The following is a 23,348-nucleotide window of genomic DNA, read 5'->3' as shown; positions in this document are numbered from 1 at the left end:
TACCCGAAGCTAATGAATCAGCGTACGGTCGTCGCCCGCCCGCTCCACCTCTCCGTTCCCGTGACCGTCGTCGAGGGGGACCTTCTCGCCCCCGTACGCCTTCGACATCCGAGCGCGCAGTCTGCCCAGTGGGCCGCGCATGCCCTTCGGCGGGATGCCCGCGCTGTCGGGCTCGGCGGCCGGCAATATCGGCACCAGCTCCTTGCCCCGCACGTGCGCCTCGATGTCGTCCGCCGCCGGCACATGGGCCTCGACGAACCCGCCGTTGGGCAACCGCTTGATCACACCCGACTCGACACCGTGGGAGATGACGCCCGAGTCGTAGCGCTGGAGCCCCAGACAGATCCGGTACGTGATCACATACGCCAGCACAGGCGCCACGAAGATCAGCACCCTGCCCGCATATGTCGTCGCATTAAGGCTGATGTGGAAATAGGCGGAGATCTCATCGTTGGCACCGAAGAGCCAGAGCACGCCGTAGAACACGACGGTCGTCATGCCGATCGCCGTGCGGTGCGGGTTGTTGCGTGGGCGGTCGGCGAAGTTGTGCTCGCGCTTGTCGCCCGTCACCCACTGCTCCAGGAACGGATACAACGCCAGACCCGTCAAGACGATACCCAGCGGCGCCAGCGCCGGGATGATGACGTTGAGCGGCACCGTGCCCGCGTGAGACGTACCGAACAAGTTGATCTCCCACGGAGGCATGATGCGCAACGCGCCTTCGAGGAAGCCCATGTAGAAGTCGGGCTGCGAACCCGCCGATACATCGGCGGGCGTGTAGGGCCCGAACAGCCAGATCGGGTTGATCTGGGCGAAGGTCGCCAGCCCCGCGATCACCCCGAACGTGAACAGGACGTACGCGCCCGCCTTGGCCATGAACGCCGGATAGAACGGCGCACCCACCACGTTCCGGTTCGTCTGAGTCTTACCGGCCATCTGGGTGTGCTTCTGCATCCACATGAGCACCAGGTGAGCGGTGACCAGCGCCAGGATGATGCCCGGGATCAGCAGGATGTGCAGCGAATAGAACCGGGAGATGACATCTCCGCCCGGATACTCTCCCCCGAACAGGAAGAACGTCGCGTACGTACCGACCAGTGGCAGTGAGACCAGCACACCCTCAGTGATCCGCAGACCGGCGCCGGACAGCAGGTCGTCGGGCAGCGAATATCCGGTCAGCCCTTCAAGCAGCGCCAGCGCCAGCAGCAGCACACCGATCACATGGTTGAGCTCGCGCGGCTTGCGGTAGGCGCCGGTGAAGAACACCCGCAGCGCGTGCACGATGGTGCTCGCCACGAAGAGCAGCGCCGCCCAGTGATGCATCTGCCTGACCAGGAGACCACCCCGGACATCGAAGCTGAGCTCCAGCGACGACGCGTAGGCCTGGGACATCATGACGCCTTTGAGCGGGGCGTACGACCCGTCGTAGGCGATCTCCGCCATGCTGGGCTTGAACCAGAATGTCAGGAACGTTCCGGTCAGCAGCAGGAAGATGAACGCATACAAAGCGATCTCCCCCAGCAGGAACGTCCAGTGGTCGGGGAAGATCTTGCGCATGTTGCGCTTGATGAAGTTGGCCGTGCTGAGGCGCTCGTCGAGCCAGTTCGAGGGGCCGGAGATGGCCTTCGGGATGGTCTTGAGCTCGTTCATCCGTGATCTCCGCTCACGCCGACCTCCGCGTCAGGCACTGTGGGCATGTCGCTCCCCGTTCTCGTGGACACCTCGCTACATAGACGTCACAGGGGTCGGAAATGTGACATGTCCTCCCACGCTGGGCACCGCAGGCATGACAAAGGGGCCCGGTACGCTGCCGGGCCCCCTACTTGAGGTGGCTAGAAGTCGAACTCTCCTCGCTTGGCGCCGTCCATGAACGCCGCCCACACCGACGCACTCACCACGAAGGGCTGCAGGTCAGGCCGCTCGGTGTCGCGGATGCCCACACGACCGGCCGAGAGCGGGGCAACCTCCAGGCAGTCTCCGTTGTCACCCGAGTATGAGGACTTCCGCCAGTCAGCAGTCTTGAGTTCCTCGCTCAGCTTCAGGTCCATTCCTGTTCCAACCTCTCTTCGATCCTCTTGACAGACAGGCTTTGGGGAAGGGCTTCCGCGCGGCACATCTGATACCGCAGGCCAAGGACCTCGATCTCGGCCGCTCTGTCCCACACCTTCCCCGAAACCGGGCTATCCACGAAGGCAGCTCTTGGCCCACCCGTCGTATGCGCGATCACGAAACCTCCGAGCAGCCCAGCCGTGACGCGGGCACTGAGCGGGAGGATCTGGATCGTGATACACGGACTATGAGCGGCCTCGACGAGGTACGCCAGTTGGTCGCGGGTGATACTTTCGCTCCCGATCGGACGATAGAGGATCGACTCATCGAGAACCGCCCAGAGCGTGGGCGGATTATCTCCGGCGAAGATGCCCTTCCGCGCCATCCGCGACTTGACCGCCTCCTCAACCTGGGCAGCGGTGACGCCCGGCTTTCCCTCCACGATGGCGCGGGTGTAGTCCTGCGTTTGCAGGAGACCAGGAACGATGGTCGGCGCCCAGGTCCAGAGTTCGCGAGCGGTCGCCTCGATGTCGAGCCAGGGGGCGAGCGTCTTGAAGATGGACTCCCGCTTGCCGACCGGCAGGAAGTCGACCAGGCGGCCCGGCTCCAGCCCCAGTCTTTCCTCGCAGCGCTTGGCGAGCACCTCGGTCGGTGTGCGTACGGCTCGTTCGACGGAACCGACCTGGTTGGCGGAGAAACCGATCTTGTGGCCGAGTTGCCCTTGGGTCAGTCCCGCTTCGAGACGAAGCTGACGTAGTTCGTACCCAAAACGGGCCTCCGCGCTGGCGTCTGGATTCAACTCTTTGGCAGGACGCATCGGGGGCTACTCCTGGTCTGATCCCACAGGATCACACAACATTTCCCACCGAGGGACTCATATTCGTGTGGCACGAGCCCTTACGGTCATCCCAAAAATTACCTGCCGGATGGCACGCTTACCAGTACTTCGGGCCAACAATTCCCCGCGCGACACACGAATTCTCGAGATCGCATCTTATAACGGCACATAAATTCGGACGAGTCAGGTGATTTGCATGCTAATGCGAGCAGAAGATGTAATTCTCCTCGGAGCAACCAGGCTGCGGCGCGGCCGCATGGCACCGAAACAGGCGCGCGCGGCTGTCGCCTGGTGGCTCGCGGACGATCACCGGACGGTTCCCGACGTGCAGCAGGTGGTGTCTGAGCTGGTCGCGAACGCCTGCGAGCACGTGGAAGGAGGCCCGGACCGCGAGTGGGTCACGGTGAGCGTGGGACGCGGAGACGGCTTCTTTCGCGTTGAGGTAACCGATCCGGGCGCATTTGGAGCTGAGCCGCATATAGCCGAGCCCGCTCCCGAGGCCGAATCCGGGCGCGGTATTCGCATTGTCGCCGATCTGTCCAACGGATGCTGGGGGACATTTGTCACCGCAGCCGAGCACCGCATGGTGTGGGCCCATGTGAAAACCAGATAGTCGGGCCGAATATTGTATCGATGTAGGTCGGCGGACCGTTCCAAAAACGCGACAGGAAAGGGCCCTCAGCGGATACCACGCGCCGTCTTCGGTTCGGGCCACCAAGCTGCTTCTGAGATCGGAGTCGCCGGTGAGCCGGTAAGCCGGGGGACGACGTCGGTGACCATGGAAACCTCGCCTTTCTCGATCGCCTGGAACCACGAGATCCAGGTCTCGATCTGCTCTCCGCTGATGCCCAGTCGCCATCGCCGCGCGAAGGCTTCCTCAAGGGTCTCGGTTTCGAAGCGGTAGGGCCGACCGGTGGCCGCGGCGATCCGGGTGACCGCTTCGTCGAGGGTCAAGGCCTCGGGCCCAGTGATCTCAAGGGTCGCGCCGTCGTGCTCGGAGCGGGGACCCTCGTCGAGCGCGACGGCCGTGATCACGTCGGCGATGTCCTCGTGGGTGACGAACGCGGCCCGGCCGGTGCTCGCGGGGCCGCTCACGACGAATTCCTCGTTGGCGAGGGCGGCCGGCGTCGACGCGTAGAAGCCCGCCCGGAGCACCGTGTGGCGGATCCCGGCCCCTGCCAGGAACTGTTCGGTCAGCCACTGGTCGCGGGCGTTGACATAGGTGGCGGTGGGCGCCGCGCCGACGAGGGACACATACAGGACCCGGTCCACGCCGACCGCGATCGCGGCCTCGACCGCGGTGGCGTGTTCCTCCAGCCGACGCCCCGTACGGTGTCCGGAGACCAGGATGAGGGTCGACGCGCCTTCGAGCGCCCCGCGCATGTCCGAGGCGTCGGCGTAGGCGGCTGGACCGCGCCGCTGAGCGCCCGGCAGTTCGGGTAGACGGTCGGGGCTGCGTCCGAGGAGGAGTTGGGGGACGCCACGGTCGGCGAGTCGGGCCGCGATCCGGCTGCCCAGCGCCCCGGTCACCCCGGTGACCGCCACCGTGACGTGGTTCCCCTTAGACATGAGCTTCCCTCCGTCCGGGGCCACTGTCGATCGCGGAACCCCCTGTTTCCGATCGCATACCTTGTAAGTCGATCACAGGCGAAGGCGCGTCGCAAGCATGTCGAGCGCCGCTCGCAAGGCTCCGACCTGCCGAAATGGTGACCGAAACGGGCGTGGACCCGGCTCTTCTCGCCAATGATTACCGTGGCCCGGGAGCTTGGGCCGATGATGGTTTCCGGCTCCGGTGGAATCTCCACAATGGTCGCCACAGCAGCGGATCCTGCACAGTGCCGAGCTGTGCATGTAAAATGAAGGCATGCCTAGGAACATGCAGATCCGCGATGTTCCCGACGACATCGCCGACGCGATCGCAGCCAGAGCCCGTGCCAAGGGGCAGTCCGCGCAGGCCTACATGCTGAGCCTCCTGGCAGCGGATGCACGCCGTTCTCACAACATCGAGCTGATCGCCCGGTTCGAGGGGCGTGACGACGGCATGAACAGCGCTCCTGGGCAGGCCGCGGAACTCGTTCACCAGGCACGAAACGAGCGGGACGAGCAACTCGCAGATACCACTGGAGACTGCCCGTGCTCGTGATCGATGCCTCCGTCATGATCAATGCGCTGGCCGACGACGGAGAGGCTGGCCGGGCCGCACGCAAGGCCATCATGACCGATCCCGCCTGGATCGCGCCTGCCCACATGCCCAGCGAAGTCGCCCACGTCGTCTCCCGCCTCGTCAGACAAGAACTGATCACACAGACGCGCGGATGGAGCGCCTTCGAGGCGCTCACCCGGGCCGAGATCGAGTTGGCGGACATCCGGCCTCTCCTGCCTCGCATCTGGGAATTGCGTGGCAACATCAAGGCTTACGATGCCGCCTACGTGGCGCTGGCCGAGGCTGAAGGTTGCACCCTGATCACCGGTGATGCGAAGCTCGCCAACCTGCCGGTGGGGATCGGCTGCGACATTCGCCTGGTCTAACCCCCCGATTCTCCGCAGGTGAAAGGCTCTCATCCCGGCCTCGAGGAGAGGGCCTTCTGCTTTATACATGCGGGTCACCTTGCCGCCGCGCGCGCGTTACTCGATGGCAAGCCGGGATTCGGGCCTCAATAGCCGACCCTCCAGCCAGGCAAGGCAGGGGTGCGCGAGAGGCGGGAGCCGCTCGCCGGGGCAGAGCCCCAAGGAAACACGCCTGAGCGCCATGGCGATCGGGATCATCCGCGCCCCGGCGTCCAGCGCGCTGTCACCGCGAATGGGCGTCCGCGTTCACGTGGCTTACGGCGCCGTCAGAGGGTGATGCGCCAATGGTGGCCGGCATGCGCACGCCCCGGCGACCGCCACCGCCCGTCTCGTGGAGGCGGTCGCCAGAGCGACATCAGGGGCAATCGAGCAGATCAGGGATAGTACGCGGCCAGCTTGGCCTTGATCTTGGCGATGGTGCCGTCGAAGGGCATGAGCTGCGGGTCGCCGTGCCGGTAGTCGAGGAGCTGGACGGCGTACACGGCGCGGCCCTGGCGGACCACGGCGACCCAGAAGTGCTGCAGCACGGTGGAGTACGGGTTGGCGGCGGAGGTGACGCGCAGGACATCCACGCCGTCCGCCTCACCAACCTTGGTGATGTCATACACCGCCGTGCCGGTCTCGGCCGGGGGGTTGCGGTCGACGCAGGTGGCCAGGTCGGCCCGCCATTGCCGCTCGAAGGCCGCCGCGTCGTCCGGGCTGGAGAAGACCCAGACGTCGTTGTAGGAGTGGAACCACGTCGGCGTGGAGAACCTGGCGCTGATGCCCGCGATCGCACCGGTGCCGCGGCCGTACTGCCAGCAGCTCGGGCCGGCGACGTCGGGCTCGGCGTAGGGGTCGACCCACGGGTCCCCATACGACTCGCTGACCGGGGGCTGGTCCGCCTTGGTCAGCAGCACCCCACGGTCGATTCCGACCTGGGTCGCGGCGGCGCGGGTAGTGGCGGCTGATGCGACGGAGGCAGTCGCGGGGAGGGCGGCGAGGAGCATCGCTGAGACGACAGTGGCACCGCTCAGAGCGGCCCGGGCTGCGGCTAAGTGCATGAGGTTTCCTCTCTCCAGAGCTTGACTCCACTGATCATCTGGCGTCACATGGGGCGGTCATACAAATTCGAACAATCGTGATCGAAGCGCAATAGAGATCACGAGAGCCCGTGCGGGACTTGGCCCAGGACTCCCGAAACCGCGTTGACGCCGGGTCAGGACTGACCACGGCGTCCGATCCCACGAAACACCGATCGCCATAGATGTCGGCGCCGCTTGCTAACGTGCCGCATGCGCCGGTGATGATCCCGCACGAGCACCCCCGGCAGTTCCTCATTGCCTGATCAGAGAGGGTGTGGCCCCAGTGGATGACGGTGAGAAGAACACGCTGTTGATGTTCCTGGAGGCGCAGCGCGCCAGTATTCTCGCGATCGTGGACGGCCTCGACGCCGACGCCTTGTCCACCGCGGTCCTGCCCTCGGGATGGACGGTGCTGGGCCTCGTGGAGCACCTCGGCTACGCCGAGCGGCACTGGTTCCAGGAGATCGCCACTGGCTACGCCGAGCCGCTGGACTGGCCCGACGACGACCACCTGCCACTGACCACACCGCGGCCACCGTCTGTGGTCTTCGCGTTCTACCGGGACCAGTGCGAGCGGTCCAACGCGGTCCTTGCCGCTACTCCGCTCTCGACGCCCCCGCAAGGACGTCACCCCGGCCCGCTCGGGGACGAGATCACCGACCTGCGGCGAATCGTCCTGCACATGATCGAGGAGACCGCACGCCATGCGGGCCACCTCGACGCCGCACGCGAGTTACTCGATGGAAAGACGGGACTCGGGCCTCGATAGCCCTCCTCCTCGACCGGCACTGAACGAGGCTGACGACGGGGCCGCGCAGCCCGGTGATGCGGGCAGTGGGAGGTGCCGCGCAGGCGAACGCCCCTCACTCCCCGCTCAATCATCAACGATGGGAAGACTAATGAGGGTCCAGCAAGCGGCATTAGTGTTGGCTGTACTTTTTCCATTAATGCCATAAGTGGCCGCTCGACGTGTGACGTTTCGCATGGACCGGCAGTTGCCCGGCCAAAAGCTAACGCGACCACCGACATGGTAGTGCGCGCATATCTTGCCGAAATTTCTGCCCGCGACGAACTGGAACGCACCGCCCATTGGTCAGCCTGGCGACGCCAGCACCGAGCCCGCGCCCGCTGGTTCCACCAACAAATCTGCCTGGCCACCGCATACAAGCAGCTCAGCTAACAAATGGAGGCCACCGCACTAGGTCGGCCTACTCACCGATCGGCGTGAGGATCAAGCGGGCGTTGTCCCTCGATGGACGGGTCATCGCGTATCGGGCCGCCTGGCCGCTATGGCCATCCGGGCGGCGAAAAGCGGTAAACCGCTGCGCCAACATAGCCAGGATGAGGAGCCCGGTCATGGTGGCCATGTCCTCACCGATACATTTCCGCTTTCCCTCGCCGAACGGCAGATAAGCCGCTCGTTGCTCGTGGTCGAGCCTGCCGGCGAATCGGCCGGAGTCGAAGCCCGCCGGGCCGGGCCATCGGGCTGGATCGCGGTGCGTCGCATAGGGGGCGATGATGATCTGGTCGCCCACGGCGAGCCGGTGCTTACCAAGTTGAGTCTCCGCCTTGACGTTGCGGAAAAACATGGGGAACGCGGGATGCAGACGCAGCGACTCCTGCAGCAGAGCCTGCACGATGACGAGCCGCGGAAGGTCCTCCAGGGTAGGGGTGCGGTCCGCGCAGACATTGACCACCTCGGTCCGTAGCCGGTCCAACTGATCCCCTCGCTCGGCCATCAGGACGCACGCCCACGACAGCACGGTTGCCGTGGAGTCGAATCCCGCCATCAACAGCGTGAAGACCTGGTCTCGTACCTGCCGGTCGCTCAGGCGGTGACCGGTCTGCGGATCGGTGGCGGTCATCAGCTGCCCGAGCAGGTCCCCGGTCTCGGTGCCCTGATCCCGGCGCGAGGAGATGATTGACCTAACTCTGCCATCCAGCGCCGCGATGGCCTTTCGATAGCCGCTCGCCCCAGGTGCCCAGTGCGGGAGGAAGATTCGCCCCGCCATGCCGTCGAAGACCGGCAGGGCGAGCTGCGTGAGCTCGGCCGTATCGACTGCGTTCCCCAGCGCATGCCGCATCAACACCTCGACACTCAGCAGCTTCAGCTCGCTGAAGAGCTCTATCGGACCGCGCAGATCCCATGTGTCCATTCGGCTCCGCCAAGCATCGGCCGTCAACTCCATTACGGTGCGCAGTTCGGCTCGGCGAAAGGCGGGATTCATGATCTGGCGCAGCAGGCGCCAGGTCGCCTCATCGTTCACCGTGAATAGTCCGTCCTCGCCCAGGGCATCGGCGATGATCCGATAGATGGGCCCGCCCTTGTCGAACTGTGTCGCGTCGGTGACCAGGATTCGATGCAGGCACTCGGGATCGCTCACTACCCAAAACTTCCGGCGCCCCGGGATCGGCAGCCGGGCAACTCCTTCGTGTGTGAGCGCCAGCCGGGTACACAGCACGACCGGGTCTCGGCGTAGCAGCGCCGCGACCACCTCGGGCAGGGACGGCTTCGTGGACATGCGCTGTCTCCTAGCACTCCAGGGGGAGGGCCCCAGCGACACTTCGCGATCTTGCTGTTGAGGCCACACGAGTACGGCCATCGCGTGATCATCAGTGAGTTCGAGCGCCTGCTCGAACTCGAGACGCTCGTGACGTGCCCGCGGGCGACAGCGTAGGGCCTGAAGACTGACCGGTCACCTTCGAGGAACTGATGGGCCGGATCGCGGACCGGTTCTGCCGGGTGGAACCGCGCCGTACCGCCCGCGCCTATCTGACCGGGCTGCTGCCCGACCGCGAGATCGGCGTAGGTCTCGCCCTCGCGTAGATCGACCGACACCAGCAGGGCCTGCTGGGCGGAGTTGGGCTGCCACCAGATCGGCCCGATCGCCAAACGGTGGCGCCAGCTTGGATTGTGGTGATCAACCCGCCTACCAGGAGCTCATGCTTCCCGCCATGAATGTGATGGCTGTCCCTGTCTCCATCCCCGCCACCGGGCCGGGCCGGGGTGCGCGAGGGGCGGGAGCCCCTCGCCGGGGCGGAGCCCCAAGGAAATACGCCTAAGCGCCCGTCCGCGCGAAGCGCGCCACGGCGAAGCCCACGCTTGTCGGGGGTCGAAGGGGGCGGGAGCCCCCTGGGAAGCACGCCGGAGCGCCATTCGCGCGAAGCGCGCCCCACCGCGAGGACCTCGCCTGTCGGGGGTCGAAGGGGGGCGGAGCCCCTGGGTAACACGCCCGAACGCCAAACGCGCGAAGCGCGCCCCACCGGAAGGCCCACGCCTGTGGGCCCCCCGGTGAGAAGGCGTCAGGTGGTGGAGAAGGCCGCGTCGAAGGCGGTGGTCGGTGGGGTGATGGCGTTGAGGGCACGGATGTACCCCAAGGCCTCCCGTGCCCCGTCCAGCCGGTCCATCCCCGCGTCCTCCCACTCGATCGAGATCGGGCCCGCGTACCCGATCGAGTTGAGCGCTCGGAAGCAGTCCTCCCAGGCCACGTCGCCGCGGCCGGTGGAGACGAAGTCCCAGCCGCGCCTCATGTCCGCCCACGGCAGGTGGGAGGACAGGCGGCCGCGGCGGCCGTCGCCCACGCGGACGCGGGTGTCCTTGCAGTCCACGTGGTAGATGCGGTCGGCGAAGTCCAGGATGAACGCCACCGGGTCGAGGTCCTGCCAGACCATGTGGGACGGGTCCCAGTTGAGGCCGAACGCGGGGCGGTGGCCGATGGCCTCCAGGGTGCGCTGGGTCGTCACGTAGTCGTAGGCGATCTCGCTGGGGTGGATCTCGTGGGCGAAGCGGACGCCCTCCTGGTCGAAGACGTCGAGGATGGGGTTCCAGCGGTCGGCGAAGTCCTGGTAGCCCGCCTCCACCATCGAGGCCGGCACCGGCGGGAACATGGCCACCGTGTGCCAGATCGACGAGCCGGTGAAGCCGACCACCGTGTCGACGCCCAGCAGGGCCGCGGCTCGCGCCGTGTTCTTCATGTCCTCGGCGGCCGCCTGGCGTACGGACTCCGGGTCGCCCGAACCCCAGATGCGGGCGGGCAGGATGGCCTTGTGGCGCTCGTCAATCGGATGGTCGCAGACCGCCTGGCCGACCAGGTGATTGGAGATCGTCCAGACTTTGAGGCCGTGCTTGTCGAGCTGGGCCCGCTTGGCGGAGACGTACGACGGGTCGCTGATCGCCTGCGCCACGTCGAAGTGGTCGCCGGAGCAGGCGATCTCGAGGCCGTCGTAGCCCCATTCGGCGGCGAGCCGGCACACCTCCTCGAACGGCAGGTCGGCCCACTGGCCGGTGAACAAGGTGACCGGTCTCATATGTCCTCCACAACTGTGAAACGGCTGGAGTCAGCCGCACTGCGCTCGACCGCCGCGAGCACGCGTTGCACCCGGAGTCCGTCCGCGAACGACGGCGCCGGGTCGCTGCCCTGGGCGATCGCTTCCAGGAAGTCTTTGACCTCATGGGTGAATGTGTGTTCGTACCCGAGTCCATGCCCGGGTGGCCACCATGCCCCGGCGTAGGGGTGGTCGGCCTCGGTGACGAGGATGCGTTTGAAGCCGCTGTCGCCTTCGCTGACCCACAGCTCGTTCATGGCCTCGAAGTCGAAGGCGAGGCTGCCGTTCGAGCCGTTGAGTTCGATGCGCAGCGCGTTCTTGCGGCCGGTGGCGAACCGGGTGGCCTCGAAGGAGGCCACGGCACCGCCGGTGAGCCGCCCGATGAACAGCGCGGCGTCGTCGACGGTGACGGGCCCGGTTTCCGATGAGCCCGCCGACACGGGACGTTCCTTGACGAACGTCTCGGTGAGCGCCGAGACGCCCACGATGTTCTGGCCGGTGATGAACTGGGCGGTGTCGATGATGTGCGCCCCGATGTCACCCAGGGCGCCCGATCCCGCTTTGTCCTTCTGCAGCCGCCACACCAGCGGAGACGAAGGATCGACGATCCAGTCCTGCAAGTACTGGGCTCGTACGTGCCTGATCTCGCCGAGCCTGCCCTCCTCGACGTAGCGCCGGGCCAGCGCCACCGCGGGCACCCGCCGGTAGTTGAAGGCCACCATGCTCTTGCCGGTCGACGAGGCCGCCGCCCGCACCATGGCCTCCGCCTCGGCCACGCTGTTGGCCAGCGGCTTCTCGCAGAGCACGTGTTTGCCGGCCTCCAGGGCGGCGATGGCGATCTCGGCGTGGGAGTCGCCCGGCGTGCAGATGTCGACGATCTGCACGTCGTCGCGTTTGACCAGTTCCCTCCAGTCGGTCTCGGTGTCGGCCCAGCCGAGCCGGGCGGCCGCGGCGGTGGTGTGCTCCTGGGACCGGCCGGCCAGCACCGCCATGCGCGGTGCCAGCGGCAGGTCGAAGAAAGCGCCGACGCTGCGCCATGCCTGGGAGTGGACGCGGCCCATGAACGCGTAGCCGATCATGCCCACGCCGACGGTGGTTTGGTCTGACATGCAACCCCCGATCAGGATTCGAAGCCGAGTGGCAGGTATTTCTCGACGTTCTCCTTGGTAATGGTCTCCGACGCGAGCGTGATCGACTGTGGCACCTGGTTCTCCACCAGGTCGCTCATGCCCTTCTGCTGCGCGATCAACCTGGCCAGCTTGATGGCTGACGAGGCCATCGTAGGACTGTAGGTGACGGTGGCCTTCAGCACGGAGGTGCCTGACTGGATCTCCTTCATGGCGTTCAGGGAGCCGGCGCCGCCGACCATGAAGAACTCGTTCCTGTTCGCCTCCTTGATGGCGGCGAGCACGCCCACGCCCTGGTCGTCGTCGTGGTTCCACAGGGCGTCGATCTTCTTGTGCGCCTGCAGCAGGCTGGCGGCCACCGAGTTGCCGGTCTCCACGGTGAACTTGGCGTCCTGCTTCGCGGTGACGCTGAAGCCGAACGTCTTCAGCGCGTCGGCGAACCCCTTGCTGCGGTCCTGGGTCAGCGGGAGCGTCGCGATGCCCTGGATCTCCACGATCACCGGGTTCGAGACACCCTTGTCCTTGAGCTGCTTGCCGATGTACTGGCCGGCCGCGACGCCCATGCCGTAGTTGTCGCCGCCGATCCAGGTGCGGTACGCGAGCTTGTCGGGGAAGATCCGGTCGAGGTTGATGACCGGGATGCCGGCCTGGGTGGCCTGGAGCGCGACCTGGTTGAGTTGCTGGCCGTCGTTCGGCAGGATCACCAGGGCGCTGACCTTGGCCGCGATCAGCGACTCGACAGCGGAGATCTGCTGGTTGATGTCGTTCGTCGGTTCGACGGGCTTGAAGTCGACGTCCGAATACTGCTTGGCCGCGGACTCGGCGTTCTTCGCGATGGCCGCGATCCAGCCGTGGTCGGCGGCGGGCGCGGAGAAGCCGATGACCACCTTGGTGCCGGGCTGGTCGTTGCCGCTGGCCGCGGGCGCGGGAGCGGGCGCCGCCGACGAGGGCGCGGCGGCGGGCTCGTTGCTGGTGCAGCCGGCCGCTAACATCACGGCTCCACCGACCAGGAAACCCCTGCGCGCGACGTTGTTGCTCATGGTGCTCTCTCCTTCAGGTTCCGTCGCTGGAGAAGGACGGCGACGACGATGATCAGGCCCTTGGCGATCAGCTGGTCGCTGGTGTTGAGCCCGTTGAGGATGAACAGGTTCGTGATGAGGGTGAAGATCAGCAGGCCCAGGATCGAGCCGATGATCGTGCCGCGGCCGCCCGTGAGCAGGGTGCCGCCGATGATGACGGCGGCGATGGCGTCGAGCTCGTACAGGTCGCCGTGCGTGGAGGAGCCCGTGGTGGTGCGGGCCATGATGAGGATGGCCGCGATGCCGCAGCACAGCCCGGACAGGGCGTACAGGAGCATCGTGTGCCGGCGGACGTTGATGCCGGCCAGCCGGGCCGCCTCGGGGTTGCCGCCGACCGCGTAGGTGCGGCGGCCGAACGTGGTGCGGTTGAGCAGGATCCAGCCCAGCACCACGACCAGCGCGAAGATGTAGACCAGCAGCGGGACGCCGAGCAGCCGTGTGGTGGACAGGTCCACGATCGCGCCGTTGTCGACCTGGATGATCTGCGTCTTGCGGTCGGACATGCGCTGGGCCAGCCCGCGCGCCGCGACGAGCATCGCCAGGGTGGCGATGAACGGCACTAACCGCCCGTACGCGATGAGCAGCCCGTTGACCAGGCCCGTGCCGGTGCCGACGAGGATCGCGCAGACGGCCATGACGGCCGGTCCGTACGCCTGCGTGGCCAACGTGGTCGCCCAGACGGAGGCCAGGGCCATGGTGGCGCCCACCGACAGGTCGATGCCGCCGCCGATGATGACGAACGTGGCGCCGACCGTGATGACGCCGATCGTGGCGGCCAGCGACAGGATGCTGACCAGGTTGGAGGTGGTGGCGAAGTTCTCGGGCTTGGTGACCAGGCCGACGATCGCGAGAAGTACCAGCGCGACCACCAGGCCCAGGTGCCGTGCCTCTCCGAGCCAGGCCAGCGGACCGGGCGCCCGCACGGCCAGGCGGTTCTGCGGGCCCGCTTCTGCGGGGTTGCTCATCAGGCCGCTCTCCCATCCATGATCATGTCGAGCACGCGATGCTCGTCGAGCTCTTGGGCGTCGCCCTGGTGGATGACCGTCCCCTCGCGCAGCACCAGCACGCGGTCGGACAGGCCGAGCACCTCGGGCACCTCGCTGGAGACCAGCAGCACGCCGATGCCCTGGTGGGCCAGCCCGCGGATCACCGCGTACAGTTCGGCCCTGGCCCCGACGTCCACGCCCCTGGTCGGCTCGTCGAGCAGGAGTAACTTGCGCCCGCCGAGCAGCCAGCGAGCCAGTACGGCCTTCTGCTGGTTGCCGCCGGACAGCGTCTTGATCGGCCGTTCGGGGTCGGGCGGGCGGATGTCGAGCATCTCGACCAGGCGCCGCGCCTCGGCCTTCTCGCGCACCCGGTTCATCCAGCCGAACGTGGCGAACTCCGGCAGGCTGCCCAGGGTGATGTTGGCGGTCACGCTCTGGTCGAGCAGGAGAGCCTGGGCCTTGCGCTCCTCCGGGGCCAGGCCCATGCCTTGCCGTACGGTGCCGACGACGTCGCCCCGCCGTAGGGGCTTGCCCGCCAGCAGGACGCGGCCGGAGGCGCGGCGGGCGCCGTAGACCGCCTCCAGGATCTCCGAACGGCCGGAGCCGACCAGCCCGGCCAGCCCGACGATCTCGCCGGCGCGCACCGAGAACGACACGTCGGCGAACGCGCCCGGCGAGCTGAGGCCCTCGACACGCAGCACCTCGTCGCCCGGGGGCTCGGCGGCGCGGGGCGGGAAGACGTACTCGACGTTGCGGCCGGTCATGAGTGAGACGATCTCGGAGGTCGGCGTGTCGCGGGCGGGCAGGCCGACGGCGACCGTGCGCCCGTCCTTGAGCACGGTGACCCGGTCGCCGATCTCGCGGATCTCCTCCAGGCGATGGGAGATGTAGACGACGGCGACGCCCTGGGCGGTGAGCTCGCGGATGATGCGGAACAGGTTGGCCACCTCGTCATGGGCCAGCGCCGCCGACGGCTCGTCCATGATGATCAGGCGGGCCTCGTGGGAGAGCGCGCGGGCCATCGAGACGACCTGCTTGGCGGCCGGTGCCAGCCGTCCGACCTCGGCCTTCGGCCGGATCTCCGGGTGGCCGAGCCTGGCCAGCACCGCGGCGGCGGCCCGGTTGGCCGCCGCCCTGTTCACGAAGCCGGCGCGGGCGTGCTCGTGGCCGAGGAAGATGTTCTCCGCGACGCTGAGGCCGTCGACGAGGTCGAGTTCCTGGTAGATGGTGGCGAAGCCGAGCCTGATGGCGTCGATCGGGCTGCCCGCCCTGACCTGTGCGCCGTTGAACTCGATCGTGCCCTGGTCGGGCTGGTGGACCCCGGCCAGGACCTTGATGAGCGTCGACTTGCCCGCGCCGTTCTGGCCGAGCAGACAGTGCACCTCACCGGCGCTAACGTCGAGGTCCACCCCGTCGAGCGCGCGCACGCCGGGGAACTGCTTCACGATCCCCCTCATGACCAGCATCGGGGTCCCTTTCAGGCGTTGACGATCCGGTTGATGTTCTCGGGTGACAGATAGTTCTCGATCGCCAGAATCCCGGCGCCCAGCGCGGCGGCGTTGATCCCGGTACGACTGGGCACGATCGAGAGGTGATGCGTGGCCAGTGGCAGCGATCTGCGGTAGACGGTCTCCTTGATGCCGGCGAGCAGGTGTTCGTGGACCCGGGACAGGGCGCCGCCGATGACGATCACCTCGGGGTTGAAGAAGTTGACCAGGCTGGCGAGCACCTCGCCGATCAACCGGCCCGCCTCTCTGACCAGCCGGAGCGCCTGCGTGTTGCCCGCCTGCACCAGCGCCACGACGTCGGCCCCCGTCTCGGCGGGCGTGCCGAGCTCGGTCAGCCTCCTGGCGACGGCCGCGCCGCCGGCGACGGCCTCCAGGCAGGCGCTGTTGCCGCAGCGGCAGCCGGCGTCCTCGTGGCCGGAGACCCGGATGTGGCCGATGTCGCCGGCCGAACCCTGGGCGCCGCGGTGCAGCTTGCCCTCGGCCACGATGCCGCAGCCGATGCCGGTGCCGATCTTGACGAACAGCAGGTGGTCGGCTCCGGGGTAGGCGTTGCGGTGCTCGCCGAGCGCCATGACGTTCACGTCGTTGTCGACGAGTACGGCGCAGCCGGCGAAGTGCTCGGGAATCGGGTAGTCGTTCCAGCCGGGCATGATCGGCGGGTTGTTGGGCCGGCCCGTGGCGAACTCCACCGGCCCCGGCACCCCCATCCCGATCGCCTTGAGCGCGGCCCGCGGCCGTCCCGCCTCGGCGAGCAACCGGTCCAGCCGCTCGTCGACGTGGGCCAGGACCGTCTCCGGACCCTCGGCGATCAGCAGCGGGTCCTCGCACTCGGCCAGCACGTCGCCCGAGATGTCCATCAGCGCGATCCGGCAGTGCGTGGCGCCCAGGTCGACGCCCGCGAAGGCGTGGTCCGCGGTGTGCAGGCGTAACTGCCGTGGCGGCCGGCCGCCGGTGGACTCGCCGCTTCCGGTCTCGGAGACCAGGCCGCGCTCGATCAGGGCGTCGACGCGCTGGCTGATCGTGGACCTGGCCAGGCCGGTGAGCCGGGCGAGGTCCGAGCGGGTGGTAGCGGAACCGGCGCTGATGAGCGTCAGAACGTCACCGGGCGAGCCCGGAGCGGAGGTCATGCGGCGACAATAAGATCACACAAGCGGCAAATCAAGAGTGTTAGCCGCCCAAACCCTCCCTACTTCCGCCGATTATCAAACAAAGATCCCTGAATTCGGACATAAGGGCAGTTCAGCCCCAGCGAGGTCGCGACGCGCCGCCCAGCGACGGCCCTCAGCCACACGTCCCGGCGACCCAGCGCCACAAGCTCCGGCGTCTCGGAGCACCCTCCCCACAAGTGCGGCACGGGCGCAGGCGCGGCGGGGCCCGGCAGACCGTCAACATCTGGAGAACCATTAGTGGTCATTCGGTAAGAACTGTGCGGCGACCGGAGCACCCATTAGGAGGGCGCATATAACGGGTTCCGTGGCGAACACTTCGCTGGAATTCCGGGCGAAATGTCCCATGACCCGAACCGCCATCCATACGGGGAGTCCGAAATGAGAGAAAAAATCACGATACCTATTTTCGTGGCGATGGCCGTGGGAGGTGGGATCGCCTTCGGGACCGCAGGACTGGCGTCCGCCTCCACGGACAGCCAGGTGGCACCCATGATCACCGAGAGCCCGCGACCCTATCCGCCGAGGGCCACCGCCAGTGCCGCCGCGTCGCCGAGGGCCACCTCGACGTCGTCGTCACATGTCAACATCGACGTCGACATCGACCCTGAGGAGTTCCGTGGGTGGCATCGTCGCCATCGGGGCTGTGGTCATGGGTGCTGCGGCCATGGGTGCCATGGCCACCACAAGGAGCTGCCAATGACCGGAGCGCCCGTGAAGGCCCTGGCCGCGGCCGGCGCCGGCATGCTCCTGACGGGCACCGCCGGCACGCTGATCGCCATGCGGCGTCGCCGTTCGTACAGCGCGAAGTAAGTCACCGATCTCACAGTGCGAAGTAAGAGACGCCGAGTTGTCATCGCCGGCCTGCTGGCTCCTGCCGCGGGTCTCACGCTGGCCGGGGGTTGGGCCGCGCACCTCGCTCTGAGCGTGCGGGACCACCTGCAGGCGACCAGGAACGCGCTGGTCCTGCTGCGCGCGAGCGACCCCGGCCGGCTGGCCGGGACGCTCGCGGACGCGCAGTGGCACGCGGACGAGGCCCGTCGGCTCACCTCCGGCCCGGACTGGTCGTTGCTCGCTCACACTCCCCTGGTCGGAGAGAGCGCGACGACCATCCGTGGTCTGGCGGAGACCGCCGCGGAGCTGACCGGTGCCCTGGCCGATGTGCACCGGGCCGCCGCGCGGCTGATCACGGCCGGTGGGTCCGCCGAGGGCGCTTCCATGACCGACATGGGCGAACTGCTGGCCGACCTGGAGTCGGCGGCACCGGCCCTGGACGCCGCCGCCGACCGGGTCGCCCTGGCGCGCTCACGCCTGTCCGTTACCCCGGCGGACACCGGCGTGAGCGAGCTGGACCAGGCCCGCGTCACGGCCCTGGAGCAGGTCGATCGGCTGCACGGCTGGCTCGGGGCGGCGGCCGACGCCGCCGCCCTGCTGCCGCCGATGCTGGGCCATGACGGTCCACGCCGCTATTTCCTGGCATTCCAGACAAATGCCGAGGCGCGCGGAACCGGCGGCCTGGTGGGCGCCTTCGGCATTCTGAAAGCCGGGCAAGGAAAACTCGGCATTCAGCGGCTCTCCGCCAACACTCGCCTCGCGCCGAGTCCGGCGCCGGTCGCCGACAATGGGCCGGCATTCAGTGCGCGGTACGGGCCGAGCGCGCTTTCCCTGCTCTCCAATTCCAATCTTTCCCCGCATTTCCCGTACGCCGCGACCACCTGGACCGCGCTCTGGGAGCGGCAGACGGGCCGGCGGCTGGATGGCGCCATCGCGACCGACCCGGTCGGGCTCTCCTACCTGCTGCGGCTGATCGGCCCGGTCACTCTCCCGGGCGGTGAGACGGTGACCGCCGAGAACGTCACCGACCTGACCGAGCGGGTGGCCTACGTCCGCTACCAGGATCCGGCCGAGCGTAAGAAGTACCTCATCACGATCGCCGGCGCCGTCAGCGAGGCGCTGACCCGGTCCCATCCGGATCCCCGCACCCTGATGTCCACCTTGGCGCAGATGGTGGATGAGCGGCGGATCCAGGTGTGGAGCCGCAGGGGCGTCGAGCAGCGCCGCCTGGCCACGACACCGCTGGGCGGTGTGCTGCCCAAGGAGCCGGGACCGTTCGCCGGACTGGTGGTCAACAATTCCGGCGGCAACAAGCTCGATTACTACCTCAAGCGCTCGGTCGACTATGAGCTGGGCCCCTGCCGTCCCGACGGCCAACGCGTCACGAAGGTGCGGGTCCGTCTCACCAATGACGTGCCGCGCGGGAAGCTGCCCAGGTATGTCACCAGCCGCCTTGACTCCCCGGAACGCCCCCATGCCATCGGATCCAACCTGCTGTGGGTGTCGCTGTATACCGGGATCGGCGCGAAGAACGGCGGCGTGCGGATCGACGGCAAGCTCGTGGAGGTCATCAAAGAAGTCGAACGATCCCACCCCGTCTACTCCATCATGCTGGAGCTCGCGCCCCGGCAGTCGAAGACACTGGAGTTCCTCCTGCTCGAACCCGCCTCGGACGCGGCGCCGCTGGTGCCCGTGCAGCCACTGGTCCATCCCCAGCAGACCAACATCACCCAGGACCATCGGGGCTGTACCTTCGAGACTCCCACCAGATAACAAAGACCGGCGTGCCGCCAACGGCCTTCTGACCAGGGCGTTCTACCGTCGCGCTCATGGAAGGTACAGCGCCTGGTTTCCACATCCTGTTCGTGTGCACGGGCAACATCTGCCGCTCACCTCTGGCGGAGCGGCTGACCAGGTCGGTCCTCGGGCCGGCGTTCCGGGTGACCAGCGCGGGCACCCACGCCGAGCCGGGCATGGAGATGGCCGAGCACACGCGGCGGACGCTGCTGCGCCTCGGTGGCGATCCCAGCGGCTTCGTCTCCAGCCCGCTGACCACCGAGGTGGTGGCCGCCGCGGACCTCGTGCTGACGGCCGCCGCCGCGCATCGCGCCGAAGTGGTGACCAGGCGGCTCCAGGCCGCCGGGCGTACCTTCACCATCGCCGAGTTCGGCGCCTTGTGCGGCGCGGTCGAGCCCGCGGCGATCACGCGTCATCGCGATCCTGTACGGCGGGCGCACACGCTGGTCGACGAGGTGCGCGGGCTACGCGGCCTGGTGCCGGTGGACCGGCCCGACATCCTCGACCCCATCGGCGGCACCCGGTGGCACCACCGGATGGCGGGACGGAGGATCGCCAGATCGCTCGACGTCCCGCTCCGGCTCCTCACACAGTCGTCGGCGCCTTGACCGCGGCCCTGGCCTCGGTCGCGGTGTCGGTCTCATACCCGTAGCCGTAGCCGTAGCCGTCGTATCGGCTGGCCTTGGCCGGGACGAAGTTCATGACCGTGCCCACGATGCGCGCGTTGATCGACGCCAGCAGCTCCGTACCCCGGACGATGTGCTCCTGCCGGGTCTTGCCGTACCGGGCGACGAGCAGCACTCCGTCGCAGATCGCCGAGAGCGTCGCGGCGTCGGTCACCGGCAGCAGCGGCGGCGCGTCGACGATCACGATGTCGTAGTCGTCCATGACCTGGTCGATCACCTGGCGCATCCCTCGCGAGCCGAGCAGCTCGCTCGGGTTCGGCGGGATCTGACCGCTCGGCAGCACGAACAGGCGCGGCTCGCCCCAGGGCTGGATCACCTCGTCCAGCTTTGCCTTGCCGATCAGCACGTCCGTCAGGCCGACCGCGCCCTCGATGCCGAGGTAGGTCGGGATGCGCGGACGGCGGAGGTCGCCGTCGACCAGCAGCACCCGCCAGCCCGCCTGGGCCAGAGTGATCGCTAGGTTGGAGGAGGTCGAGGACTTGCCCTCGTTCGGCAGGCAGCTGGTGATCACCAGGGACTTGGGTTGCCGGTCCACGCCGATGAACTGCAGGTTCGTACGGAGTGAGCGGAACGCCTCCGACCTGGACGATCGGCCCCCGCTACGGACGATCAGCGGGTGACGCCGCGCGTCCCGCTCGTACCCGATGATCCCGAGAGTCGAGCTCTTCGAGACCTGCAGCAGCGCGTCGGAGGTCTTGATGGTGGTGTCCAGACGATCGCGGAGCGTCAGCGAACCGATGGCGATGACCAGCGCGATCAGTACGGCGACCACCAGGTTGACCACCGGCCTGGGGCTGACCGGCGTCTGAGGGATCTCCGCCTGGTCCACCATGGTGACCTTGACCGTGGGCCGGGTGGCCGAATTGACCCGCTCGATCTGCTCGATCAGCTGCGTGAACCGCGAGCCCAGGGTGTTGGCCAGCTGTGCGGCGCGGCCCGGGTCGGTGTCGGTGACGGTCGCCCGGAGCAGGACGGTGCCGGGGACGACCTCGGCGGAGATGTTCGCCTGCATCCGCCGGATGTCCTCGGGCGTGGTGATCTGACCGACCACCCGGCGGCTCGACAGCAGAGTCGCGTAGGACTGCACCCGCTGCGCCGACAGCATTCCCGCCTGGTAAGCGGTGGAGAGGCTGCCTTCCCTGTCCTGGCCGGAGACCAGCATGGAGATCGTCGCGACGTACTGCGGCGGGGTGTTCGCGGTGACCACGGCCGCCGCGCTGATCCCGATCCCCACCGAGATGAGGAGGAGCAGCCAGTTCCGGCGCAGGAGCCGCATGTAGTAGAGCAGATCCACTGGATCAACGCCGCCTTTCGCGGATTCTTGGAGGAGCCTTGAGGTGTTCGATCGGCGCGTAGACGTGCACACCCTGCAGCAAGGCGATGAGAACGATGGCGGTTCCGCCCGCGACCATCGTGGTGACCAGGGGCGATATCCAGCCCAGGGCCATCATCAGGCAGCAGCCGCCCGCCATGGCCGCGAGCGCGCCGAGCGTCGCGGCGGCCATACGGATGCTGAGCCCCAGCCGGCGGAGCCGGTGTGTCACATGGTCGGTGCCGCCTATCAGCGGCGAGCGGCCCGCCCGCACCCGCGAGAGGAACACCACGCCGGTGTCGACGGTGGCGACGAAGGTCGGCAGGAGCAATCCGGCGATCATCTCGCCCGGATCCTGCCCCCTCACCAGGAAGACCGCCGAGCAGGTGACCACGAATCCGATGAACAGGGATCCGGAGTCACCCATGAATATCCTCGCGGGCGCCCAGTTGTGCGGCAGGAAGCCGAGGCTGGTGCCCGCGAGCGCGATCAGCAGCAGCCCCAGTGCCGGGTGGCCGGTCACGAAGGCCGTTCCACCCAGGAGGGCCGCCGTGACGGTGCTGACGGCTCCCAGCGCGCCGTCCATGTTGTCCAGCAGGTTGAAGGCGTTGAGCATCACGACGATCCACACGACCGTGATGCCTCCGTCCACCCATCCGTTGGCCGGCGTGCTGACGTGGACACCGGCGAGCGCGACCCCACTGGCCGCCGCGGCCTCCACGACCAGCCTGGTGACCGGGCGCAGCGGGCCGACGTCGTCGATCAGGCCGACCAGCGACACCGCGGTGCCCGCCAGGAGGATCGCCATGATCCGGAGTTCGGCGAAGCCGAGCACCGCGATCACGGGCACCACCGTGCCGAGCGTGATCGCGATGCCACCCAGGTAAGGAGTCGGGCGGGCGTGCGCCTTCGTCTCACTGGGGCGATCGGTCAGTTCCCATTGCAGCGCCAGGCGCCGCAACGGCACGATCGCCGCACAGCTGATCACGAAGGCGGCCACGCCGGTGGCGAGGGCGATCGTCGCGTTCACCGGTTGGACGCCGTGAGCTCTTCGCGAACCTGCTTGACGACCTCGGCCAGGATCTCGTCGAGAGTGTGCCGGGGAGCCCAGCCGGTGAGCTCGCGGATCCGGGTGGTGTCGGGGACCCTGCGGGTCATGTCCTCGAAACCCTGCTGGTATGCCTCGTGATACGGGATGAGGTCGATCCCGGAGGTGGACCCGGTGTGCTCGATGACCAGCTTCGCCAGGTCAAGAATGCTCACCTCGTTCGCGGAGCCGATGTTGAAGGTCTGCCCGACCGCCGCCTCGAGGTCGAGGAGCCGGAGCAACGCGTCGACGACGTCCGCGACGTGCGCGAAGCAGCGCGTCTGGCTTCCGTCGCCGAAGACCGTGAGCGGCGCGCCGCCGACCGCCTGATGGACCAGGCGCGGGATGACCATTCCGTACGCCGGGCTCTGCCGCGGGCCCACGGTGTTGAACAGCCGCACGACGATCGTCGGCAGGCCGCGCTCCTGGTGATAGGCGTTGGCGAGGATCTCGTCGACGGCCTTGGCCGTGCTGTAGGCCCAGCGCACCACGGACGGGCTGCCGAGGATGCGATCGGCGTCCTCCCGCAGCGGTCCGGACGAGTTCTTGCCGTAGATCTCGCTCGTGCTGGTGATCAGGATCTTTTTCCGGTAGCGATGCGCGGCCTCGATGACGACCTCGGAACCGCGGATGTTGGTCGTCAGGCATCGGAGCGGCTGCTCGACTATCAGCTTGACGCCGACCGCGGCCGCGAGATGGACGACGACGTCGCACTCGTGCACCAGTTCGTCCACCATGAGTTCGTCCAGCACGGAGCCCTGGACGAACTGAAGGTGGGGGTGGCCGGCGGCGAGCGCGAGGTTCGCGGTCCGTCCCGTCGACAGATTGTCGACCACCACGACGGAGTCACCGCGCGCCAGCAGTGCGTCGGTGAGATGAGATCCGATGAAACCGGCCCCGCCTGTCAGCAGATATCGCATG

General features: G+C 67.7%; 22 protein-coding genes. 7 read left to right on the top strand and 15 right to left on the bottom strand.

Annotated elements, in window-relative coordinates; all coding sequences use genetic code 11:
* Nucleotides 1-9: 9 nt before the first annotated feature.
* The 3 genes from qcrB to ACQP2T_RS10095 form a co-directional block, all read right to left on the bottom strand.
* Complete coding sequence (qcrB, locus tag ACQP2T_RS10105) at nt 10-1,650, bottom strand: cytochrome bc1 complex cytochrome b subunit (RefSeq protein ID WP_433515895.1); 1,641 nt, start codon at nt 1,648-1,650, stop codon at nt 10-12.
* Nucleotides 1,651-1,832: 182 nt separating this feature from the next.
* The gene (locus tag ACQP2T_RS10100) at nt 1,833-2,048 is read right to left on the bottom strand and encodes a DUF397 domain-containing protein (protein WP_433515894.1); all 216 of its coding nucleotides are present in this window, start codon (nt 2,046-2,048) and stop codon (nt 1,833-1,835) included.
* Entirely contained in the window at nt 2,039-2,866 is an 828-nt protein-coding gene (locus tag ACQP2T_RS10095) for a helix-turn-helix domain-containing protein (RefSeq protein ID WP_433515893.1), read from the bottom strand. Before ACQP2T_RS10095 ends, ACQP2T_RS10100 begins: the two co-directional genes overlap by 10 nt.
* A 277-nt stretch (nt 2,867-3,143) precedes the next feature.
* Here ACQP2T_RS10095 and ACQP2T_RS10090 point away from each other — a divergent pair, with 277 nt between their 5' ends.
* Entirely contained in the window at nt 3,144-3,500 is a 357-nt protein-coding gene (locus ACQP2T_RS10090) for an ATP-binding protein (RefSeq protein WP_433515892.1), read from the top strand.
* A 65-nt stretch (nt 3,501-3,565) separates the two neighbouring features.
* On the opposite strand, the gene ACQP2T_RS10085 is transcribed toward ACQP2T_RS10090, so the two are convergent.
* Nucleotides 3,566-4,456, bottom strand: coding sequence for an NAD(P)H-binding protein (locus ACQP2T_RS10085; protein ID WP_433515891.1), 891 nt, complete (start codon nt 4,454-4,456; stop codon nt 3,566-3,568).
* Between the two features lie 307 nt (nt 4,457-4,763).
* Between ACQP2T_RS10085 and ACQP2T_RS10080 the strand changes: the two genes are divergently transcribed.
* Nucleotides 4,764-5,030 (top strand): FitA-like ribbon-helix-helix domain-containing protein, encoded by a 267-nt coding sequence (locus ACQP2T_RS10080; RefSeq protein ID WP_433515890.1) that lies wholly within the window; start codon nt 4,764-4,766, stop codon nt 5,028-5,030.
* Nucleotides 5,021-5,416 carry a type II toxin-antitoxin system VapC family toxin gene (locus tag ACQP2T_RS10075; protein WP_433515889.1) on the top strand — a complete coding sequence of 132 codons (396 nt, stop codon included), beginning with the start codon at nt 5,021-5,023 and terminating at the stop codon, nt 5,414-5,416. Before ACQP2T_RS10080 ends, ACQP2T_RS10075 begins: the two co-directional genes overlap by 10 nt.
* 413 nt (nt 5,417-5,829) lie before the next feature.
* Here the strand turns inward: ACQP2T_RS10075 and ACQP2T_RS10070 are convergent, their stop codons facing one another.
* A complete protein-coding gene (locus tag ACQP2T_RS10070; RefSeq protein ID WP_433515888.1) occupies nt 5,830-6,498 on the bottom strand; it encodes a hypothetical protein in 669 nt (222 codons plus the stop codon).
* A gap of 304 nt (nt 6,499-6,802) precedes the next feature.
* On the opposite strand from ACQP2T_RS10070, the gene ACQP2T_RS10065 reads away from it, so the two are divergent.
* Nucleotides 6,803-7,288, top strand: coding sequence for a DinB family protein (locus ACQP2T_RS10065; protein WP_433515887.1), 486 nt, complete (start codon nt 6,803-6,805; stop codon nt 7,286-7,288).
* Nucleotides 7,289-7,727: 439 nt separating this feature from the next.
* Here ACQP2T_RS10065 and ACQP2T_RS10060 read toward each other — a convergent pair whose 3' ends face one another.
* The 7 genes from ACQP2T_RS10060 to ACQP2T_RS10030 all read right to left on the bottom strand — a co-directional run bounded on the left by ACQP2T_RS10060 (nt 7,728) and on the right by ACQP2T_RS10030 (nt 16,672).
* Nucleotides 7,728-9,041, bottom strand: coding sequence for a cytochrome P450 (locus ACQP2T_RS10060; protein WP_433515886.1), 1,314 nt, complete (start codon nt 9,039-9,041; stop codon nt 7,728-7,730).
* 781 nt (nt 9,042-9,822) lie between these two features.
* Nucleotides 9,823-10,827: a sugar phosphate isomerase/epimerase family protein gene (locus tag ACQP2T_RS10055; RefSeq protein WP_358429252.1), complete on the bottom strand. Its 1,005-nt coding sequence runs from the start codon at nt 10,825-10,827 to the stop codon at nt 9,823-9,825.
* A complete protein-coding gene (locus ACQP2T_RS10050; RefSeq protein WP_433515885.1) occupies nt 10,824-11,954 on the bottom strand; it encodes a Gfo/Idh/MocA family protein in 1,131 nt (376 codons plus the stop codon). Before ACQP2T_RS10050 ends, ACQP2T_RS10055 begins: the two co-directional genes overlap by 4 nt.
* An 11-nt stretch (nt 11,955-11,965) precedes the next feature.
* Nucleotides 11,966-13,012: a substrate-binding domain-containing protein gene (locus tag ACQP2T_RS10045; protein ID WP_393468340.1), complete on the bottom strand. Its 1,047-nt coding sequence runs from the start codon at nt 13,010-13,012 to the stop codon at nt 11,966-11,968.
* The gene (locus ACQP2T_RS10040) at nt 13,009-14,016 is read right to left on the bottom strand and encodes an ABC transporter permease (protein WP_433515884.1); all 1,008 of its coding nucleotides are present in this window, start codon (nt 14,014-14,016) and stop codon (nt 13,009-13,011) included. The genes ACQP2T_RS10045 and ACQP2T_RS10040 overlap by 4 nt, the downstream gene beginning before the upstream one ends.
* Nucleotides 14,016-15,503 carry a sugar ABC transporter ATP-binding protein gene (locus ACQP2T_RS10035; protein WP_433515883.1) on the bottom strand — a complete coding sequence of 496 codons (1,488 nt, stop codon included), beginning with the start codon at nt 15,501-15,503 and terminating at the stop codon, nt 14,016-14,018. Before ACQP2T_RS10035 ends, ACQP2T_RS10040 begins: the two co-directional genes overlap by 1 nt.
* An 11-nt stretch (nt 15,504-15,514) precedes the next feature.
* A complete protein-coding gene (locus tag ACQP2T_RS10030; protein ID WP_358429262.1) occupies nt 15,515-16,672 on the bottom strand; it encodes an ROK family transcriptional regulator in 1,158 nt (385 codons plus the stop codon).
* Nucleotides 16,673-17,410: 738 nt separating this feature from the next.
* Here ACQP2T_RS10030 and ACQP2T_RS10025 point away from each other — a divergent pair.
* Genes ACQP2T_RS10025 through ACQP2T_RS10015 form a run of 3 tightly spaced genes read left to right on the top strand, consistent with a single transcriptional unit; the run spans nt 17,411 to nt 19,950 of the window.
* Complete coding sequence (locus ACQP2T_RS10025; RefSeq protein WP_358178670.1) at nt 17,411-17,524, top strand: LPXTG cell wall anchor domain-containing protein; 114 nt, start codon at nt 17,411-17,413, stop codon at nt 17,522-17,524.
* A gap of 15 nt (nt 17,525-17,539) precedes the next feature.
* A complete protein-coding gene (locus ACQP2T_RS10020) occupies nt 17,540-19,318 on the top strand; it encodes a DUF4012 domain-containing protein (RefSeq protein ID WP_433515882.1) in 1,779 nt (592 codons plus the stop codon).
* A gap of 56 nt (nt 19,319-19,374) precedes the next feature.
* Entirely contained in the window at nt 19,375-19,950 is a 576-nt protein-coding gene (locus ACQP2T_RS10015) for a hypothetical protein (RefSeq protein ID WP_433515881.1), read from the top strand.
* Here ACQP2T_RS10015 and ACQP2T_RS10010 read toward each other — a convergent pair.
* The 3 genes from ACQP2T_RS10010 to ACQP2T_RS10000 are packed head-to-tail and all read right to left on the bottom strand — an operon-like array spanning nt 19,928 to nt 23,347.
* Entirely contained in the window at nt 19,928-21,322 is a 1,395-nt protein-coding gene (locus ACQP2T_RS10010; RefSeq protein WP_433515880.1) for a polysaccharide biosynthesis tyrosine autokinase, read from the bottom strand. The two genes, ACQP2T_RS10015 and ACQP2T_RS10010, sit on opposite strands and share 23 nt — an antisense overlap.
* Before the next feature lie 4 nt (nt 21,323-21,326).
* Nucleotides 21,327-22,370 (bottom strand): glycosyltransferase family 4 protein, encoded by a 1,044-nt coding sequence (locus ACQP2T_RS10005; protein ID WP_433515879.1) that lies wholly within the window; start codon nt 22,368-22,370, stop codon nt 21,327-21,329.
* On the bottom strand, nt 22,367-23,347 hold the full coding sequence (locus tag ACQP2T_RS10000) for an NAD-dependent epimerase/dehydratase family protein (protein WP_433515878.1): 981 nt from the start codon (nt 23,345-23,347) through the stop codon (nt 22,367-22,369). The genes ACQP2T_RS10005 and ACQP2T_RS10000 overlap by 4 nt, the downstream gene beginning before the upstream one ends.
* Nucleotide 23,348: the final 1 nt, after the last annotated feature.

The organism is Nonomuraea sp. CA-143628 (assembly GCF_050942315.1).
Taxonomy (GTDB): Bacteria; Actinomycetota; Actinomycetes; order Streptosporangiales; family Streptosporangiaceae; genus Nonomuraea.
The sequence above is the reverse complement of the archived record's forward strand: the minus strand, read 5'-3'. Positions and strand labels throughout refer to the sequence as shown.

Excerpts from the sequence above, each read along its gene's own strand:
- ACQP2T_RS10035 (WP_433515883.1), bottom strand. The coding sequence starts at position 15,503 with ATGCTGGTCATGAGGGGGATCGTGAAGCAGTTCCCCGGCGTGCGCGCG.
- ACQP2T_RS10080 (WP_433515890.1), top strand. The coding sequence starts at position 4,764 with ATGCAGATCCGCGATGTTCCCGACGACATCGCCGACGCGATCGCAGCC.
- ACQP2T_RS10045 (WP_393468340.1), bottom strand. The coding sequence starts at position 13,012 with ATGAGCAACAACGTCGCGCGCAGGGGTTTCCTGGTCGGTGGAGCCGTG.
- ACQP2T_RS10055 (WP_358429252.1), bottom strand. The coding sequence starts at position 10,827 with ATGAGACCGGTCACCTTGTTCACCGGCCAGTGGGCCGACCTGCCGTTC.
- ACQP2T_RS10060 (WP_433515886.1), bottom strand. The coding sequence starts at position 9,041 with ATGTCCACGAAGCCGTCCCTGCCCGAGGTGGTCGCGGCGCTGCTACGC.
- ACQP2T_RS10015 (WP_433515881.1), top strand. The coding sequence starts at position 19,375 with ATGGAAGGTACAGCGCCTGGTTTCCACATCCTGTTCGTGTGCACGGGC.
- ACQP2T_RS10000 (WP_433515878.1), bottom strand. The coding sequence starts at position 23,347 with ATGCGATATCTGCTGACAGGCGGGGCCGGTTTCATCGGATCTCATCTC.
- ACQP2T_RS10025 (WP_358178670.1), top strand. The coding sequence starts at position 17,411 with ATGACCGGAGCGCCCGTGAAGGCCCTGGCCGCGGCCGGCGCCGGCATG.
- ACQP2T_RS10050 (WP_433515885.1), bottom strand. The coding sequence starts at position 11,954 with ATGTCAGACCAAACCACCGTCGGCGTGGGCATGATCGGCTACGCGTTC.
- ACQP2T_RS10040 (WP_433515884.1), bottom strand. The coding sequence starts at position 14,016 with ATGAGCAACCCCGCAGAAGCGGGCCCGCAGAACCGCCTGGCCGTGCGG.
- ACQP2T_RS10100 (WP_433515894.1), bottom strand. The coding sequence starts at position 2,048 with ATGGACCTGAAGCTGAGCGAGGAACTCAAGACTGCTGACTGGCGGAAG.
- qcrB (WP_433515895.1), bottom strand. The coding sequence starts at position 1,650 with ATGAACGAGCTCAAGACCATCCCGAAGGCCATCTCCGGCCCCTCGAAC.
- ACQP2T_RS10070 (WP_433515888.1), bottom strand. The coding sequence starts at position 6,498 with ATGCACTTAGCCGCAGCCCGGGCCGCTCTGAGCGGTGCCACTGTCGTC.
- ACQP2T_RS10085 (WP_433515891.1), bottom strand. The coding sequence starts at position 4,456 with ATGTCTAAGGGGAACCACGTCACGGTGGCGGTCACCGGGGTGACCGGG.
- ACQP2T_RS10095 (WP_433515893.1), bottom strand. The coding sequence starts at position 2,866 with ATGCGTCCTGCCAAAGAGTTGAATCCAGACGCCAGCGCGGAGGCCCGT.
- ACQP2T_RS10090 (WP_433515892.1), top strand. The coding sequence starts at position 3,144 with ATGGCACCGAAACAGGCGCGCGCGGCTGTCGCCTGGTGGCTCGCGGAC.
- ACQP2T_RS10030 (WP_358429262.1), bottom strand. The coding sequence starts at position 16,672 with ATGACCTCCGCTCCGGGCTCGCCCGGTGACGTTCTGACGCTCATCAGC.